Raw genomic sequence first — 15,174 nt, 5'->3', positions numbered from 1 at the left:
TCTCGCATGTCTGGGGGACGCATCATGGCGCTCATTCTGGGATCGGGCAGCCCGCGGCGGCTGGAGCTTCTCGCCACGCTTGGCGTGGTGCCGGACGCGGTGCGCCCGCCCGAAATCGACGAGACGCCCGGCAAGGGCGAGTTGCCGCGGCCCTATTGCCAGCGGATCGCGCGCGAGAAGGTCCGCGCGGTCGCGGCGGAGCCGGACGATATCGTGCTCTGTGCAGACACGACCGTCGCGCTGGGCCGCCGCATCCTCGGCAAGCCCGAAGATGCGGGCGAGGCGGCGGCCTTCCTCTGGGCGCTGTCCGGACGGCGGCACCGGGTGGTGACGGCGGTGGCGGTGCGGCGCGGCGACCGAATCTGGGAGCGCGACGTGATGAGCCAGGTGAAGATGAAGGCCCTGTCCGATATCGAGGTGAACGGCTACCTCGCCACCGGCGACTGGCAGGGAAAGGCGGGCGGCTACGCCATCCAGGGACCGGCGGCTGCGCTGATCCCGTGGATGTCGGGCTCCTATTCGGCCATCGTCGGCCTGCCGCTCGCGGAAACCGCGCAGCTCCTGCAGGCGGCGGGCCACCCCATCTGGACGGAGGAGGCGGCATGAAGGGCGCACAGATCGCATTGGGCGAGATCGCGGGCCGCGAAGCGGCGGCGCTGATGGTGGACGGGCGGCTCGACGATCTGTTCGTCGCGGGCGACCAGCCGGCCCCCGGCACCATCTACCGCGCCATCGCGCGGCGGCCCATGAAGGGCCAGGGCGGCATCTTCTGCGACACGCCGGACGGCCCGGTCTACCTGCGCCAGATCAAGGGCGTGGCACCGGGCGACGCGCTGATCGTGCAGGTCACCGGCCATGCGGAGCCCGGCAAGGCGGTGCCGGTCACGACGAAGCTGCTGTTCAAGTCGCGCTACGCCATCGTCACGCCGGACGCGCCGGGGCTGAACGTCTCGCGCCAGATCCGCGACGAGGAGACGCGCGACGCGCTGCTCGAGATCGCCCACGAGGTGATGGAGGGCACGGCGGGCCTGATCCTGCGCTCGTCCTGCGCCGGGGCCGATCCCGCCGAGATCGCAGAGGATATCCGCGCGATGCAGGAGGTCGCGGACCAGGTGGCGGGCGATCAGGGCCGCGAGGCCGAGGTGCTGCTGGAGGGCGACAGCCCGAGCCTGCGGGCCTGGCGGGAATGGGTGATGCCGGCGGATGTGGTCGAGGGCCCGGACGCCTTCGAGATCACCGGCGCCGCCGATGCGCTGGAGGCGCTGGCCTCGCCCGTGGTCCCGCTGAAGGGCGCGGGCACCATGGCGGTGGAGGAAACCCGGGCGCTGGTGGCGGTCGACGTGAATACCGGCGGAGACACTTCGCCCGCGGCGGGGCTGAAGGCGACCATCGCGGCCCTGCGCGACCTGCCGCGGCAATTGCGTCTGCGGGGCCTCGGCGGCGTCATCGTCATCGACCCCGCGCCGTTCCCGAAAAAGGAGCGGCGGCAGATCGAGAGCGTCTTGCGGGCCGCGCTCAAGTCCGACAGCGTCGAGACGACCTTCGTGGGCTGGACGCCCATGGGCAACATCGAATTGCAGCGCAAGCGCGACCGCGTCGCACTCAGGGAGGTGATGGGATGAGCTGTCCGATCTGTTCGGAGAAAAGCGACGCGAAGTACCGGCCGTTCTGTTCGCGCCGCTGTGCCGATCTCGATCTCGGGCGGTGGTTCTCGGGTTCCTACGCGGTGCCGTCGACCGACCCCGAGGAGGTGGAAGAGGCGCTCGACGCCGCGCTGGCCGCGCGGGCGCGCGACGACGGGGAGAGCACGCATTGACCGGGGCGGTTCCGATTGAGGACCATGGGCAGCTCATTGCGCGTGTGCGCGCGCGCTTCGCCCATGTGGAGGAATGCCCGCTGACCGGGCCGCGCATCTTCTTCGAGAATGCGGGCGGCGCATTGACGCTGAAATCGGCGGTCGAGACCAGCGCCAAATTCGCCGCGATCCCGGACAACCAGGGCCGGATGAACGCGGCCTCGAAAAAGCTGCAGGAGATCATCGACACCGCGCGGGCCGACGCGGCACTGTTCTTCAATGCCGAGGGCGGCCGCGTCTTCGTGGGCGAATCGGGCACCGAATTGCTGTTCCGGCTCATTCGGGATGCCTGCCTCGGCGCGCCCGAGGGCGGCATCGTGCTGGGATCGTCGGTGGAGCATCCCGCCTCGCGGTCGGCCGCGCAGCGCTGGGCGGACGTGGCGGGCAAGCCTTATGTGCAGGTCATCCATGACGATGCCGAAGGCCGCGTCACGGCGGAGGCCTATGCCGCAAAGGTCACGCCGGAGACGCGCGTGGCGACGATCCTGCACACCTCGCCGGTGACCGGGATCGGCAACGACATCGCGGCGATCGCGGCGGCCATCCGGGCCACGGCGCCCGAGGCTTTCATCATCGTGGACGGCATCCAGCATGCCTGTCACGGCGGCATCGACCTCAGGGCGGCGGGGGTCGATGGCTACGTGATCTCGCCCTACAAGGTGTTCTCGCGCCATGGCTACGGGGTGGCCTGGGCGTCGGACCGGCTGACGGCGCTGGATCACGACGCGCTCAAGGGCGGGCCCGAGGGCAACTGGGAGCTGGGCACGCGGGATACCGGCGCCTATGCGACCCTGTCGGACGTGGTGGCCCATTTCGACTGGCTGGGCGGCGAGGTCTCGGACGCGACCGAGCCCCGCGCGCGGATCGAGGCGGCGGGCCGGGCCATCGCGGCGCAGGAAGCGATGCTCTGCGAGGCGATGCTGCACGGCACGGGCAACCTTGCGGGTCTGGCGGAAATGCCGGGCGTCACCGTGATCGGCGGGGTCGAGAACGCCCATCGCGAGGGCCTCGTGACCTTCGTCGCCGAGGGCCGTCCTGCGGCGGAAATCGTCGAGGCGCTGGAGGAGGAGGGCGTGCGGGTGCATATCCGCAAGGCCGATCATTATTCCGGCAACATCCTGACGCCGCTCGGGTTCGAGGCGGCGGTGCGGGTGTCGATGTGCCATTACAACACGCGCGCCGAGGTGGCGGCCTTCCTCGCGGCGATGTCGAAGATCCTCTGATCAGGCGGCGCGGCGGGTGCCCGAGAGGGCGACGACGGCAAGCCCAGCCAGCACCAGAAGCGCGCCCGCGACGCCCTGCGCGCTGACGGGCTCACCCACGAGGAAGGTGGCGAGCAGCCAGGCGGTGACGGGCTCCGCAAGGGCCAGGGTCACCGCGGTCGAGGCCGCGACCCGCGTCAGCCCCCAGGTGTAGAGCGCGTAGGCGAACCCGGTCGCGCCGAGGCCGAGCGCGCCGATGGTCAGCGCCGCGCCGGGCGCGGCCAGCCAAGCCAGGGGCAGCACGAAGAGGACCGGCAGCGCGAAAAGCGCCGCCATCGTGAAGGTCGCCGCGGCAATGGCAGTGGATGGCGCGCGATGGCCCATGCGGCTCGTCGCGAGCGAATAGGCGGCATAGCAGGCGCCCGCGCCGAGGGTCAGCGCGATTCCCAGGACCGATGCCGCGCCGCGCGCATCCGAGCCCGCCAGAAGCGCCACGCCCGCGACCGACAGGACGAGCCCGCCCGCGCGCAGGGGCGTGGGCAGCCGGCGCAGGACGAAGACCTCGTAGGCGGTGGCCCAGAACGGCGCGCTGCCGATGGTGATCGCGGTGCCGATGCCGACACCTGCCTCGGTCACGCCCCAGAAGAACAAGAGGTTGTAGAGCCCGATGGCGGCGCCCGCGAAGACGATGCCCGCAAGGGGCAGCGTGCGCAGCGCCCGGCGGCAGGCCGGTTGCGCCGCGGCCAGCGCCAGAAGCCCGCAGGCGCCGACGAGAAGACGCAGCGCGCCCACCGCGAGCGGCGCGCGGTCGGGCGGCAGCAGAGTCTGCAGCGTGCCGGTGGTGCCCCAGAGCATCGCCGCGGCGATGATCGCGGCGAGACCGGCGAGGCGCGCGCGGGAGTCCAACCCGCCTCAGAGGCCCTTGCGGGCGGCCTTCTCGGCAAGGCCCGAGCGTTTCTGCCGCTTGGCCAGTTCGTCCATCACGTCCGACAGCGGCACCTTGCGGGCCTCCAGCATCACGAGGAAGTGGAAGAGTACGTCGGCGGCTTCCGCGGTCAGCCCGGCGCGGTTGCCCTTGGCGGCCTCGATGATCGCCTCGATGGCCTCTTCGCCGAATTTCTCGGCGCATTTCTCGGGGCCCTTGGCGATGAGCCGCGCGGTCCAGCTGTCCTCGGGATCGGCCTTGGCGCGCTTGGCCACGGTCTTGGCCAGCTCTTCGAGGGTCATGGTCATCGGCGCACCGCGATGCCGTGTTCGGCCATGTAATCCTTGGCCTCGCCGATCGTGTAATCGCCGAAATGGAAGATTGAGGCGGCGAGCACCGCCGAGGCCCCGCCTTCGGTCACGCCCTCGACGAGGTGGTCGAGCGTGCCGACGCCGCCCGAGGCGATCACCGGAATCGTCACCGCGTTCGAAATGGCGCGGGTTAGCGGGATGTTGAAGCCCGAGCGCGTGCCGTCCTTGTCCATCGAGGTCAGCAGGATCTCGCCCGCGCCCTTGGCCTGCATGGTGAGCGCGAAGTCGATGGCGTCGATGCCGGTTTCGCGCCGCCCGCCATGGGTGAAGATCTCCCACTTGTTCTCGCCCACGGATTTCGCGTCGATGGCGACGACGATGCACTGGCTGCCGAACTGGTCGGCGGCTTCGGAGACCACGTCGGGATTGGCGACGGCGGCGGAGTTGAAGCTGACCTTGTCGGCACCCGCGAGCAGCAGGTTGCGCACATCGGCGACCGAGCGGACGCCGCCGCCTACCGTGAGCGGGATGAAGCATTGCTCCGCGGTGCGGGTGACCACGTCGAGCATCGTGTCGCGGTCTTCGTGGCTGGCGGTGATGTCGAGAAAGCAGATCTCGTCGGCGCCCGCCTCGTCATAGGCGCGGGCCGCATCGACGGGGTCGCCCGCATCGCGCAGGTCGACGAAATTGACGCCCTTGACCACGCGGCCATCGGCCACGTCGAGGCAGGGAATGATCCGGGTCTTCAGCATCGCGTTCGGTCCTTCTGGCTTGTTCCCGATATGCCGAAAGCGGCATCGGATCACAAGAATGGATGGCGCGCCCGAAGCGGCGGCGAACCGCCTGCCGCCTTCGCGTCACGCCGAAGTGTCGCCCATGTGCGGAACGGCCGTGTCAGGATGGCGGTTACCACCTTTTGACCGGAGGAAAACCCATGCCGAACCTGGCCCCCAACCTTGCCGCCCTTTCGCTGATCGTCCTTAGCGCGGGCGCCGCGCAGGCCGATTACATCGAGACGCCGAGCCCGCATTCGGTGGAGGTGACCATCGACAAGCTGGAGACCGCCGTGAAGAACGCGGGCGCCACGATCTTCGCTCGGGTCGATCACGCGGGGGGTGCCGCGAATGTGGAGATGGAGCTGGCCCCGGCGGAGCTGCTGATCTTCGGCAACCCGAAGCTCGGAACGCCGGCGCTGCAGGACGACATCCGGGCGGGCGTGCATCTGCCGCTGCGGGTTCTGGCCTATGAGGACGCGGCGGGGCAGGTCTGGGTCGCCTATGAGAGCCCCGAGGCGATGCTGGACGGGCTGCAGGTGCCCGGCGATGCGCCGTATCTGGCGATGATGAGCGGGGCGCTCGACAAGCTGACCGGTGCGGCCGTGGCGGAGTGAGGCGCGGGGCGTTTGGCCCGGGTCATCGAGGGCGCGCGGTCCGAGCGGCCCCCGGTGATCGCGTTTTTCGGCCCGCCTCGGCTTGCGTCTGGAGCCTCGGGCGTTCCGGTTTCGGCGCGGGTCGCGATGGCGCCTTAGCCCAGGGCTTTCAGCGCCGCGCCGAGATCGAGCGCGCCATCGTAGAGCGCCCGGCCCGAGATCGCGCCGGCGATCACGCCGGTATCGCGCAACGCCTCGAGATCGGCCAGCGACGACACCCCGCCCGAGGCGATGACCGGGATCGAGACGGCGCGCGCGAGCGCCTCGGTCGCCTCGATATTCGGGCCGCCCATGGCGCCGTCGCGGTTGATGTCGGTGTAGATGATCGCCGCGACGCCCGCATCCTCGAAGCTGCGCGCCAGATCGGTGGCGTCCACGTCGGTCTCCTCGGCCCAGCCCTTGGTGGCGACCTTGCCGCCCCGCGCGTCGATGCCGACCGCCACCTTGCCCGGGAAAGCGCGGGCGGCGTCGCGCACCAGCGCGGGGTTCTCCACCGCGACGGTGCCGAGGATCACGCGCGCCAGCCCCTTGTCGATCCAGGCCTCGATCGTGGCCATGTCGCGGATGCCGCCGCCAAGCTGCGCCGGAACGCCGGGGCAGGCGGCGAGGATCGCCTCGACCGCCGCGGCATTCACGGGCGTGCCCGCGAAGGCGCCGTTCAGGTCCACGAGGTGCAGCCATTGGCAGCCGCTGTCGACGAAGGCCCGGGCCTGGGCGGCGGGATCGTCGTTGAAGACGGTGGATTTCTCCATGTCGCCGCGCAGCAGGCGCACGGCCTGGCCGTCCTTGAGGTCGATGGCGGGGTAGAGGATCATGGCATGCGCTCCGCAAATCTGGGCCGCTGCCAGATGACATGACGGAACGGCACATGCAACGCGACCCGGCGTCAATCTTGATTTGCCGCGCGGGCCGCGCTCTGGATTGCCGCGTCTCATGGAGAGGAGGACACCCGTGAAAGCCATTCTGACCGCCCTTGCAGGCCTCGCGCTGAGCGCGACCGCCGCGTTCGCCGACCCGATCGAGGGCATGTGGAAAACCGAAGTCGACGAGGGAAATTACGCCCATGTGCAGATGGTGCCCTGCGGCGACAAGCTCTGCGGCGTGATCGCGCGCACCTTCAACGGGTCGGGCGAATACGACTCGCCCAACAAGGGCAAGGTGCTGGTGCGGAACATGGTCGCGCAGGGCGGCGGCAAGTACGAAGGCCGCGTCTGGCGCCCGTCGAACGACAAGATCTACCTCGGCAAGATGGATCTCAGCGGCAACACGCTGAAACTGCGCGGTTGCGTGGCGGGCGGGCTGCTCTGCTCGAGCCAGACCTGGAGCCGGTTGAACTGATCGCATGGGGGCGCCCCGGGGCCCCGGGCGTCGGATTGCGTATTTGGAAAAGAGGCAAGGCAGGGGACGTGGCTTCCCTGCCTTTTCGTTTAGGGGCGGGGCGGCGTCAGGCGGTGGCGCTTTCCGGGTGCAGATCGGCATAGGCGTAGCCGTCGCGGATCTCGGTCCGGGCGTGTTTCAGCGTGAGCGGCGCGCGGAATTCCGGGCTGGCGGTGACGATGGTGTGGAACTCGCCATTCTCGCCGCAGGGATCGACCGTGCCGGGCAACTCCGCCAGCAGGGCCGCATCCCAGGTCCGGCCCGCGAAGGCCGCATCGAGGCGGGAAGTGTCGCAGGTGGCGATCCGGGCCGCGAGCCCGCTTTCCATCATCTCGCGGGCGAGGCGCGGCGTGTCGGCGGGCGCACCGAAGATCGGGAAGAGCGGCGTGATCCCGGTGCCCGCGAGCTTTGCCTCGCGATAGGCGCGGATATCCTCGAGAAAAAGATCGCCGAAGACCATGTGGGTGATCCCGGCGGCTTCGAGCTTCGCCGTCTCGGCGGCCATGATGCGTTCGTATTCCGCGTTGGGGCAGGGCCAGGGCAGCGTCACCTCGATGAGCGGCAGCTCCAGCGCTGCGGCCTGCGCGCGCAGAATCTCGGCGCGCGTGTCGTGCATCGCGACGCGGCCCGCGCCGGTCACCGTGGTGAAGAGCGCCTCGATCTCCGCGAGCCCGTCGCGGCGGCAGACATGCAGCGCATGGGCGCAATCCTTGCCCGAGGACCAGGAGAGGACCGCGCGGGGCGCGCTCACGGGGTCCAGCGAAGGAAGTTGGAGATCATCCGCAGGCCGGTCTCGGCGCTTTTTTCCGGGTGGAATTGCAGGCCGATGCGGTTTTCCGACCCGACGATGGCGGTGACCTCCTCGCCGTAATCGCAATAGGCGATGCGCTGGGAGGGATTGGCCATGCGGATCTGGTAGGAATGCACGAAATAGGCGTGATCGCCGGTCTCGACGCCTTCGAGCACCGGGTGGGCCTGTTCGATCACCAGGTCGTTCCAGCCCATATGCGGCACTTTCAGCGCGGGGTCGGTAGGCACGATCTTCAGCACCTCGCCGTCGATCCAACCGAGCCCGTCCGCCTCGACATATTCGTGGCCCTTGCGCGCCATGAGCTGCATGCCGACGCAGATGCCCATGAAGGGACGACCGCGATTTTCCACCGCGTCGACCAGCGCCTCGTAGACGCCGTCCTTGCCGCGCAGTGCCGCGGCGCAGGCCGGGAAGGCGCCGTCGCCGGGCAGCACGATGCGGTCGGCTTTCGCCACCACCTCGGCTTTGTCGGTGACGACGACCTCGCCGCCCGCGCCTTCGCGGGCCATCTTCTGGAACGCCTTGTCGGCGGAATGCAGGTTGCCGGATTCGTAGTCGATGATCGCCGTGAGCATGCTCAGAGCGCTCCTTTGGTCGAGGGAATGGCGTCGGATTTGCGAAGATCGGTCTCGAGCGCGTCGCGCAGGGCGCGGGCCACGGATTTGAACGCCGCCTCGGCGATGTGGTGGCTGTTGATCCCGGCAAGCGCGTCCACATGCAGCGTGATGCCGCCATGGGTCGAGAACGCCTGGAAGAATTCGCGCACGAGCTCGGTGTCGAAAGTGCCGATCTTGGCGGTGGGCATGTCCACGTTCCAGGCAAGGAAGGGCCGGCCCGAGAGATCGAGGGCCGCGCGCACCAGCGCGTCGTCCATGGGCAGCAGGCAGGACCCGTAGCGGCGGATGCCGCGCTTGTCGCCCATGGCTTGCGTGAGCGCCTGGCCGAGGGCGATGCCCACATCCTCGACGCTGTGGTGATCGTCGATGTGCAGATCGCCCGCGCAGCGCACTGTCATGTCGATCAGCGCGTGGCGCGCCAGCTGGTCGAGCATGTGGTCGAAGAAGCCCACGCCCGTCTGGTTGTCGTACGTTCCGCTGCCATCGAGGTCGAGCGTGACGGTGATGTCCGTCTCGGCGGTCTTGCGGGTGATCTCGGCGCGGCGCATCTCGGGCATCCTTCGGGGGTGTTCGGGGCGCTTATAGGCGCGGCGTCGCGCGAGGAAAAGGGCGGGTCCGGGGCCATTGTGCGCCCGTGACTTCCGTGCCAGCTTGGAGACGTCCCGCGAGCCCGAGGAGAGACCATGAGCGCCCTGTTCATCCAGATCCGCTGCACCCCCGGCAAAACCTATGACGTGGCCGAGAAGATTGCGCTGCGCGAGCTGCATTCGGAGCTTTATTCGACCTCGGGGGAGTATGACCTTCTGATGAAGCTCTACGTCCCCGAGGGTGAGGACGTGGGCAAGTTCATCAACGAGAACCTGCTGGTGATCCCGGGGATCGAACGGTCGCTGACGACGCTGACCTTCAAGGTGTTTTGAGACCGAAACGGTCGTAATCGCCCGAGACGGAAACCTGTGAGCATTGGCACGCTCCGCGCTTTGGGGATGTCAGGAGAGCGCCAAGATCAACGAAAGCCGCGCGAAAGGGACGCGCTTTCTTCGCGATTATCTCTCCGACGCGGGAACCTCTCTCAAGCGCAGGCTGATTTCGTCGACGTCGTCGCGGGACCATCTCGAAAGAACCCGGTCCGTCCTTGCCGGGTGACTGTCCAATCCGGTGTTCACACCCGTCCGGTTCGACGAGCGCGGTCGGATTGGTCGCTGCACGAAGCCGCCTCCACAGGTCGCGCAGACGTTGTGCAGGACATCCTCCACGCATTTGGCGCAATACGTGCATTCATAACTGCAGATGCGTGCATCGGGCGCATCGGGTGGCAGGTCCTTGTCGCACCACTCGCAATTCGGGCGTATCTCCAGCATGACTGCTCCCTTCGTTTGCTGTTCATCAGGGGCAGGAAGGCCGCGGAATGCAATGGCAGAACGGGTCGCTTTGTCTTGCCGCACGCAGTCGCTGACTTGGGCGTCGATTTCGGTGCGGTGATGTTTTGGAATAATCGGGTCGGAGCGGTCCGCCTCCCTCACGCAATTCGCAAGGCTGCCTGAGGGATGAACCGACCGGATTTCTGTTCGGTTGCCGGGCGCCAAAGGCATTGCGGGCCAGGTCCAAAGACATGGCGTACAACAAGAATCATGTCTGGGATGAGACGCCGTTCCGGGCGTCCTGCGGTGGGTCCGATGGAGCGGGCGAGGCGATTCGAACGCCCGACCCTTACCTTGGCAATCTACTACTCAAGATAGCCATTCTGTCCCTCACATGAGGGACGCTTGTAAAACCCCTTTTAAAACAGTGGTTTGCGTGGTTCATTTTTCCTGTTCCCGAAAGAGGGACGTAATTTATAGTGACAAGTGAGGGACGGAGCCCGGTTTTTGAGGGACGGCAAGCGGCACCGTCCTTCACTCTCGTTTTTTCTTCAAGTCCTGTCCAGCTGCATCTCTTAAGGCGTGGGGGCGTTACTAAGGAAGTGAGGGACGCTAAGGGAGTGGTTAGGTAAATTATTGATTTAATTACGTTTTAAAGGCGCTACCAAGACTTTGCAGCGAACTAATAAGTTTCGATTTCCGCTTTTCTTCGTCCACTATTGAGAAGCTGTCTAGCTGCGTATCGAAAGAAGTGAGGGACGGTTCGTAAGAATTGAGGGACGCAGTAATAGTATATCAACATGTTGATAATATTATATTTTATATGCTTCCAATGGCCTCGTACGCACTGGCTTTGTTGCGCAAGCAGAGTAAACTCCGGACTCACCCTCCTCTGGACCCTTAACCCACGCTCTCCGTGACGGGTATGGCGAGCGCCGTGTTGTCGTCCAGCACGGCGAGGCGGATCTGTAGTTCGACGAGCTGACGACCGAAGCCGCGCACCTATGGCTCTGCCTCAATGGATTCACGCGATGATCCGCTGACTGTCATCCCTTCAAAAAACACAGACCATTCAATCTGTTTGGCTTCAAAAGGCACGATTTCCCCTGTGGCGTTGACTTTGCCAGCCATTACTCCTTGCTATCTTGATAGACATATTATTCCGATACTCTGAATGACATGTGCAGCTCATAGGCGTCCTCGTCCGATAGAGTATTGTTCCGATATGGAACGGGATGTTGAAGCATTCTCTCGACCCTGGGAAAGTCCTCAGGATAGAAATTTTTAAAGATAAAACGAGAAAAAGCATTCCAACAAACCGAAAGGGCTACAGGAATACGAGACGTTGAAGGTCCGACATGTACATGATTTTTTGGGTGCATCAAATCCTCCTGCGCAGGATCAAGTTCGAACCTGAACGGTGCACGTATACGTAGTCTTGCCTTCAATTCGTCGGTTGTGAGTTCGTCAATGAAGTCCTCTAGGGGGTATAGTTCGCCTCCAGCATTGAGTTCAGCTAGATCAAATTCAATTGGACAGGGGATGTAGTAGTATCGACTTTCGACAATCTCATTTCTTTCGAAATTAGCTGCGACCTGTAATAGGCCTCCATCCGCCAGTAGGAGTGAGAAATCACCACAGCGTAAGCATTCCAAGTATTCTTGAAGATCAAGATCTGGAACCCGTCTGAACTCGCGTGACCGCAGCGGCGTCCATTTTACTGAGTATCTCCCTGAGCCAACTTTACGCACTACGTGAGACGAAATATTTATCGCCAGCCCCTCTCGGAGACATGTTGCACAAAACTCATCTAAGGTTCTAGCGAATAGAACGGCCGTCATTTATGATCCCTAGGTACAATTCGCGACAGTGCTTCAAGTAACTCATCGGGCAAAGCATCAGGCGACAATTCGCCGCTGTCAATCTGCGCAACAATACTTGAAAAATCCGAGACACTTCTATTGATTTGCTTTTGTTCGGCCTCAGAGCGGTCCCGATGAATTCGACGCATCTTCTTAATTTCTGCTGCATTTGGGTAGTCGAATTCAAGAACAAAACCTTTGTCACGAATTTTTCGGAATTCTTCAGTAAGGCGTTCCTGTGCTTGACCTACTCCACAGACACGTACCCAGGCACGAGAGCGAGTGATTGCGGTAAATAATGTATTGCGTTTTTTAGAAAGTTCTAAGCCGCTGAAACAGTGATCCGCATTTAGTACGTAAACCATCGCTGCTTCGTTGCCTTTCGCGCGGTATATGTGCGTGACAGCGATGCTATCGTTTACAAAGATTTCATCTCGGCTGGAGTTAACGCCAGCCAGATGGGATTGAATTCCCCGCTCCATTAATGCCTTATAAATAAAAGAAAATTGCCTCTTCGACGTATATGCGTCGGGCAAAATAATTAAAATATCGCGCGCGAGAAGTTCATCCTCGAGCAGGTTTTTCTCAATTTGATCTGCGACCCAATCCGCCTGCTCTTCTACGTCGGCGAAGCTTTGGAAGGCGACGGCATCATCTCTATTGATTAATGCCTTATCAGGGTCCGTGAAAAACACCGGCGAGCACTCCGCTTTACGTTTTAGAGTCACGTGCGCGCCTAGTGCCAGATTCCCGCTTGAGACTTCATATCCAATATCATCCCAAAGCTCTGGTTCATCAAAAATTTGCACTAACCCTGAAGCCGAACCCTGTGGAGCTTCCCTCGCAATCCCAAAGCCGAGGCCGTGAGCGACCGTGAGAGCCCAAGGTGTATTCCGATAACATACGGGCAACACAATATCTTGAGGGGGGCGGTTAGGATCTTTACGCAATTGAACTAGTGGCTGACCATTATGATTTTCACCAAAAAGCGCTTCGGGAGATGGCATGCTATATTCACCGAGATTTTGCAATTCATCATAGGCCCAAACAATACGCTTTGGTGAGGCACAAGCAGAATATGCAATCCTGAAGAATGATACTGGAAGGTCTTGAGCTTCATCGATAAGAAGGGCGTCGTAGAGTACCTTGTGCTCTTCTTGACCTTCTATTATTTTAAGGAGCTCGCTGCAGGCTCCATCGAAGCTTTCTCTGCCGTACTTCTGATCAGCAGCCTTCCAAGTTAGTGGCTCAACGTCATACGCACGCGCCACTCGAGAATAAAAGCCTGGTTCTGATCGACTGCCCCAGCAATGAAAAATATGAATCTTACTCCAATCAGGCTCATCTTTCTTGGTTTCGTACATAAACGGCGAACCAAATCTTTAAATTGCTGCTGCAGAGACCTACTGTAATACGTAACCGCTATATTCCAATCGGGATGGCGAGCATGAAGATATGCAGCCTTTAAAGCTAGGACGATTGTCTTTCCAGAGCCAGCGAGGCCTCGAATCCTCTGTGGCCCTTCAGGATAAGCAATCGCAGACTTTTTCTGCCAAGAATCAAGATTTGCTACTCCGGCTTCAATCTTCTTTAAGACTGCTCCAAGCGAATCTTCCTTATCAACATTCAAGCGCTTATTGTTCGGCTTGATTGTCGTGACGCGCTGAATTGTGGCGTTTAGAGCGCGCTCATGCTCCTCGAGGAGAGATGGAAAGCTGCCAATAAGCTGCACTAACGTTTCCGGAGTTGCGAAAATTATATCATCTTCACTTATCTCTGGATCTTCTGCAAAGTATGTAACAATTTGAGGTTCTAGGACTAGATCTCGGCGCTTGACGAGATTTTTGTTATCGAAAAGCTTCGAACTGATATTCCGAAAAATCTCGTCTTGCCGGTCTAGGAGCTCCTCTATCCAGGCGTCCGATTCTTGGTCGCCTCGCGGATGAGGTGTGAGGTCAAAAAGTACGAGACCATGTTCTCGGGTGATCAGGAGAGCGTCAGCGCTCACTTGACCGTCTGCGCTGTCGAACAGCGGATAAGCAAAGTACAATGTTCCGTCGAGATTAGCGCTGGACAAGACCTCGCGAAGACTGGTTTCTGCAGGGCTTTGTCCTGCTGACCCAAACACGATGTCCAGCATGCTCTCTCCTTTCGAATGCTACAAAATCGCTTCGCAAACGAGAGAAGCATGGCCTCTCGTATCACAGCTAAGCGTTGCTACCCACACTAGCTCTCTCTTGTAGGCGCAGCCAGTGGTAGCAGAGAGAAAAGTTTGAGCTAGCGTTCTTCGGTTATCAAGCGACCTTATAAAAGGTTTGTTCTAAATTTTGGGTGTCCCCGATGTATTGGCGCGTCTTGAGTGCCCCCTTATCTACACGTATGAAGTGGTTCGCTCTTCGGGGTGCCTAATCCTCCCAAACAACTCGATGTACCCTGTGCGGATTATGGAAGCGATCGGCGGGCAAAGGCCTCTGAGATTTGATATGACACGGTAAGTTTCGAGCAATGATTTACAGCCGTCTGTCGTCCTGCATGGAGACCGTAGAGGAATACGCTCTACAAAATAAAGTAGTCCGAGCTTGGGAATAGGCAAAGCAAGAAAGGTATCAAGGTTCTGGTGTTATGGCGAACAAAAATCCTGGCAAGTTCCTTGGTTGGATTATCAGTTATCCTTTTTGTTGATTGCAGGTAGCTTGAAATTATATCTTAGAGGGTGGAATCAATGGAGTTTATGTCCTCACGAATAGGAGCCTTAACTAAGGTTAAGGCTCTATCAATGAGAAAAGATAAGGTACGCCAGTCCCAAATGAGTAGTTCGTTGTATTTTCGGTCGCAGAATACAGTATTTGCCACGTTTCGATCTCGGACCGGAAGTGATTAATTGCGAAATCAGCGTCGCAGACTGAAGCTGCGACACAAAGACCCAGTCGATTAAAAAAACGATTGATCTGTCTTAGCTTTATCTCTGCGTCAGGAGTGGATGCGTGTTGCGAAATAATTTGCATTACCGCAAAATCAAAGCTTTCTTCTGATATCCTAGGGCGCGCTTGTATTGCCGGTGTTAATTTTTCAGAAATCAATTGTGTCAGCGCTTCAAATTGGAGTGAGACTTCTTGTTCCTCCCACTGAGAGATAAGTTCCAGGGTCTCTTTTAACTCACGAAAATCCTCATTAGATTTTTGCTCTCGATAAGCTAGCGTTACTCCAATAATTGCTATCAGAATGCCTAGGCTGGAGAATACGGTAATCACGTTACTGAGCATGGTCCACTGCGCAGCTGATAAGCCAAGGACCGGTGCGGGAGCTTCAGAAGAGTTTTCTGAGCCTTCTTTGGATTTCTTGAGTTCATTCATGTGGAAAGAATGTGGTTACGGGTGATAAGTGTCATGTTTTAGCTTGAAGGGTATGTGATTTATATTTTTGT

20 protein-coding genes and 1 pseudogene are annotated in these 15,174 nt (G+C 61.4%); 7 read left to right on the top strand and 14 right to left on the bottom strand.

Annotated elements, in window-relative coordinates:
• The first annotated feature begins 24 nt into the window (after positions 1-24).
• From BW990_RS13705 to BW990_RS13690, 4 genes are read left to right on the top strand one after another with little or no spacing between them, the layout of a single operon-like run.
• Complete coding sequence (locus BW990_RS13705) at positions 25-606, top strand: Maf family protein (protein ID WP_076448653.1); 582 nt, start codon at positions 25-27, stop codon at positions 604-606.
• The gene (locus BW990_RS13700) at positions 603-1,622 is read left to right on the top strand and encodes a ribonuclease E/G (protein WP_076448651.1); all 1,020 of its coding nucleotides are present in this window, start codon (positions 603-605) and stop codon (positions 1,620-1,622) included. Before BW990_RS13705 ends, BW990_RS13700 begins: the two co-directional genes overlap by 4 nt.
• Positions 1,619-1,816 (top strand): DNA gyrase inhibitor YacG, encoded by a 198-nt coding sequence (locus BW990_RS13695; protein WP_076448649.1) that lies wholly within the window; start codon positions 1,619-1,621, stop codon positions 1,814-1,816. Before BW990_RS13700 ends, BW990_RS13695 begins: the two co-directional genes overlap by 4 nt.
• Positions 1,813-3,078, top strand: coding sequence for an aminotransferase class V-fold PLP-dependent enzyme (locus BW990_RS13690; RefSeq protein WP_234990262.1), 1,266 nt, complete (start codon positions 1,813-1,815; stop codon positions 3,076-3,078). The genes BW990_RS13695 and BW990_RS13690 overlap by 4 nt, the downstream gene beginning before the upstream one ends.
• Here BW990_RS13690 and BW990_RS13685 read toward each other — a convergent pair whose 3' ends face one another.
• The 3 genes from BW990_RS13685 to hisF are packed head-to-tail and all read right to left on the bottom strand — an operon-like array spanning position 3,079 to position 5,045.
• On the bottom strand, positions 3,079-3,963 hold the full coding sequence (locus BW990_RS13685) for a DMT family transporter (RefSeq protein WP_076448647.1): 885 nt from the start codon (positions 3,961-3,963) through the stop codon (positions 3,079-3,081).
• Positions 3,964-3,969: 6 nt separating this feature from the next.
• Positions 3,970-4,284 carry a phosphoribosyl-ATP diphosphatase gene (locus tag BW990_RS13680; protein WP_076448754.1) on the bottom strand — a complete coding sequence of 105 codons (315 nt, stop codon included), beginning with the start codon at positions 4,282-4,284 and terminating at the stop codon, positions 3,970-3,972.
• A gap of 2 nt (positions 4,285-4,286) precedes the next feature.
• Complete coding sequence (hisF, locus tag BW990_RS13675) at positions 4,287-5,045, bottom strand: imidazole glycerol phosphate synthase subunit HisF (protein ID WP_076448645.1); 759 nt, start codon at positions 5,043-5,045, stop codon at positions 4,287-4,289.
• 182 nt (positions 5,046-5,227) lie between these two features.
• Here hisF and BW990_RS13670 point away from each other — a divergent pair, with 182 nt between their 5' ends.
• Positions 5,228-5,683, top strand: coding sequence for a DUF302 domain-containing protein (locus BW990_RS13670; RefSeq protein WP_076448644.1), 456 nt, complete (start codon positions 5,228-5,230; stop codon positions 5,681-5,683).
• A 134-nt stretch (positions 5,684-5,817) separates the two neighbouring features.
• Here the strand turns inward: BW990_RS13670 and hisA are convergent, their stop codons facing one another.
• Positions 5,818-6,537, bottom strand: a complete 720-nt coding sequence (gene hisA, locus BW990_RS13665) for a 1-(5-phosphoribosyl)-5-[(5-phosphoribosylamino)methylideneamino]imidazole-4-carboxamide isomerase (RefSeq protein WP_076448642.1) — start codon at positions 6,535-6,537, stop codon at positions 5,818-5,820.
• A gap of 211 nt (positions 6,538-6,748) precedes the next feature.
• Here hisA and BW990_RS13660 point away from each other — a divergent pair, with 211 nt between their 5' ends.
• Entirely contained in the window at positions 6,749-7,060 is a 312-nt protein-coding gene (locus BW990_RS13660) for a DUF2147 domain-containing protein (RefSeq protein ID WP_407690140.1), read from the top strand.
• Between the two features lie 106 nt (positions 7,061-7,166).
• On the opposite strand, the gene BW990_RS13655 is transcribed toward BW990_RS13660, so the two are convergent.
• The 3 genes from BW990_RS13655 to hisB are packed head-to-tail and all read right to left on the bottom strand — an operon-like array spanning position 7,167 to position 9,075.
• A complete protein-coding gene (locus tag BW990_RS13655; protein ID WP_076448638.1) occupies positions 7,167-7,850 on the bottom strand; it encodes a Dph6-related ATP pyrophosphatase in 684 nt (227 codons plus the stop codon).
• Positions 7,847-8,485: an imidazole glycerol phosphate synthase subunit HisH gene (gene hisH, locus BW990_RS13650; RefSeq protein WP_076448636.1), complete on the bottom strand. Its 639-nt coding sequence runs from the start codon at positions 8,483-8,485 to the stop codon at positions 7,847-7,849. Before hisH ends, BW990_RS13655 begins: the two co-directional genes overlap by 4 nt.
• A gap of 2 nt (positions 8,486-8,487) precedes the next feature.
• The gene (gene hisB / locus BW990_RS13645; RefSeq protein WP_076448634.1) at positions 8,488-9,075 is read right to left on the bottom strand and encodes an imidazoleglycerol-phosphate dehydratase HisB; all 588 of its coding nucleotides are present in this window, start codon (positions 9,073-9,075) and stop codon (positions 8,488-8,490) included.
• A gap of 135 nt (positions 9,076-9,210) precedes the next feature.
• Here hisB and BW990_RS13640 point away from each other — a divergent pair, with 135 nt between their 5' ends.
• The gene (locus BW990_RS13640; RefSeq protein WP_076448632.1) at positions 9,211-9,447 is read left to right on the top strand and encodes an Lrp/AsnC ligand binding domain-containing protein; all 237 of its coding nucleotides are present in this window, start codon (positions 9,211-9,213) and stop codon (positions 9,445-9,447) included.
• Positions 9,448-9,573: 126 nt separating this feature from the next.
• Here BW990_RS13640 and BW990_RS13635 read toward each other — a convergent pair whose 3' ends face one another.
• The 7 genes and pseudogenes from BW990_RS13635 to BW990_RS21440 form a co-directional block, all read right to left on the bottom strand.
• Positions 9,574-9,888 carry a DUF1272 domain-containing protein gene (locus BW990_RS13635; protein ID WP_076448630.1) on the bottom strand — a complete coding sequence of 105 codons (315 nt, stop codon included), beginning with the start codon at positions 9,886-9,888 and terminating at the stop codon, positions 9,574-9,576.
• Positions 9,889-10,788: 900 nt separating this feature from the next.
• A pseudogene (locus tag BW990_RS22290) lies at positions 10,789-10,887 on the bottom strand (IS5/IS1182 family transposase); the annotation flags it as partial.
• Positions 10,888-10,890: 3 nt separating this feature from the next.
• Complete coding sequence (locus tag BW990_RS22470; protein ID WP_268794340.1) at positions 10,891-11,019, bottom strand: hypothetical protein; 129 nt, start codon at positions 11,017-11,019, stop codon at positions 10,891-10,893.
• Positions 11,020-11,045: 26 nt separating this feature from the next.
• A complete protein-coding gene (locus BW990_RS22545; protein ID WP_083950612.1) occupies positions 11,046-11,729 on the bottom strand; it encodes a DUF2290 domain-containing protein in 684 nt (227 codons plus the stop codon).
• On the bottom strand, positions 11,726-12,232 hold the full coding sequence (locus tag BW990_RS22285) for an ATP-binding domain-containing protein (RefSeq protein ID WP_268794341.1): 507 nt from the start codon (positions 12,230-12,232) through the stop codon (positions 11,726-11,728). Before BW990_RS22285 ends, BW990_RS22545 begins: the two co-directional genes overlap by 4 nt.
• A gap of 758 nt (positions 12,233-12,990) precedes the next feature.
• Positions 12,991-13,890 carry a DEAD/DEAH box helicase gene (locus BW990_RS22280; RefSeq protein ID WP_234990261.1) on the bottom strand — a complete coding sequence of 300 codons (900 nt, stop codon included), beginning with the start codon at positions 13,888-13,890 and terminating at the stop codon, positions 12,991-12,993.
• 622 nt (positions 13,891-14,512) lie between these two features.
• Positions 14,513-15,103, bottom strand: coding sequence for a hypothetical protein (locus BW990_RS21440; RefSeq protein ID WP_143526197.1), 591 nt, complete (start codon positions 15,101-15,103; stop codon positions 14,513-14,515).
• Between the last annotated feature and the right edge of the window lie 71 nt (positions 15,104-15,174).

It is taken from the genome of Roseivivax lentus (genome assembly GCF_900156805.1).
Lineage (GTDB): Bacteria > Pseudomonadota > Alphaproteobacteria > Rhodobacterales > Rhodobacteraceae > Roseivivax > Roseivivax lentus.
Note: the sequence above shows the minus strand (reverse complement) of the source record. Positions and strands in the feature narration are given on the sequence as shown.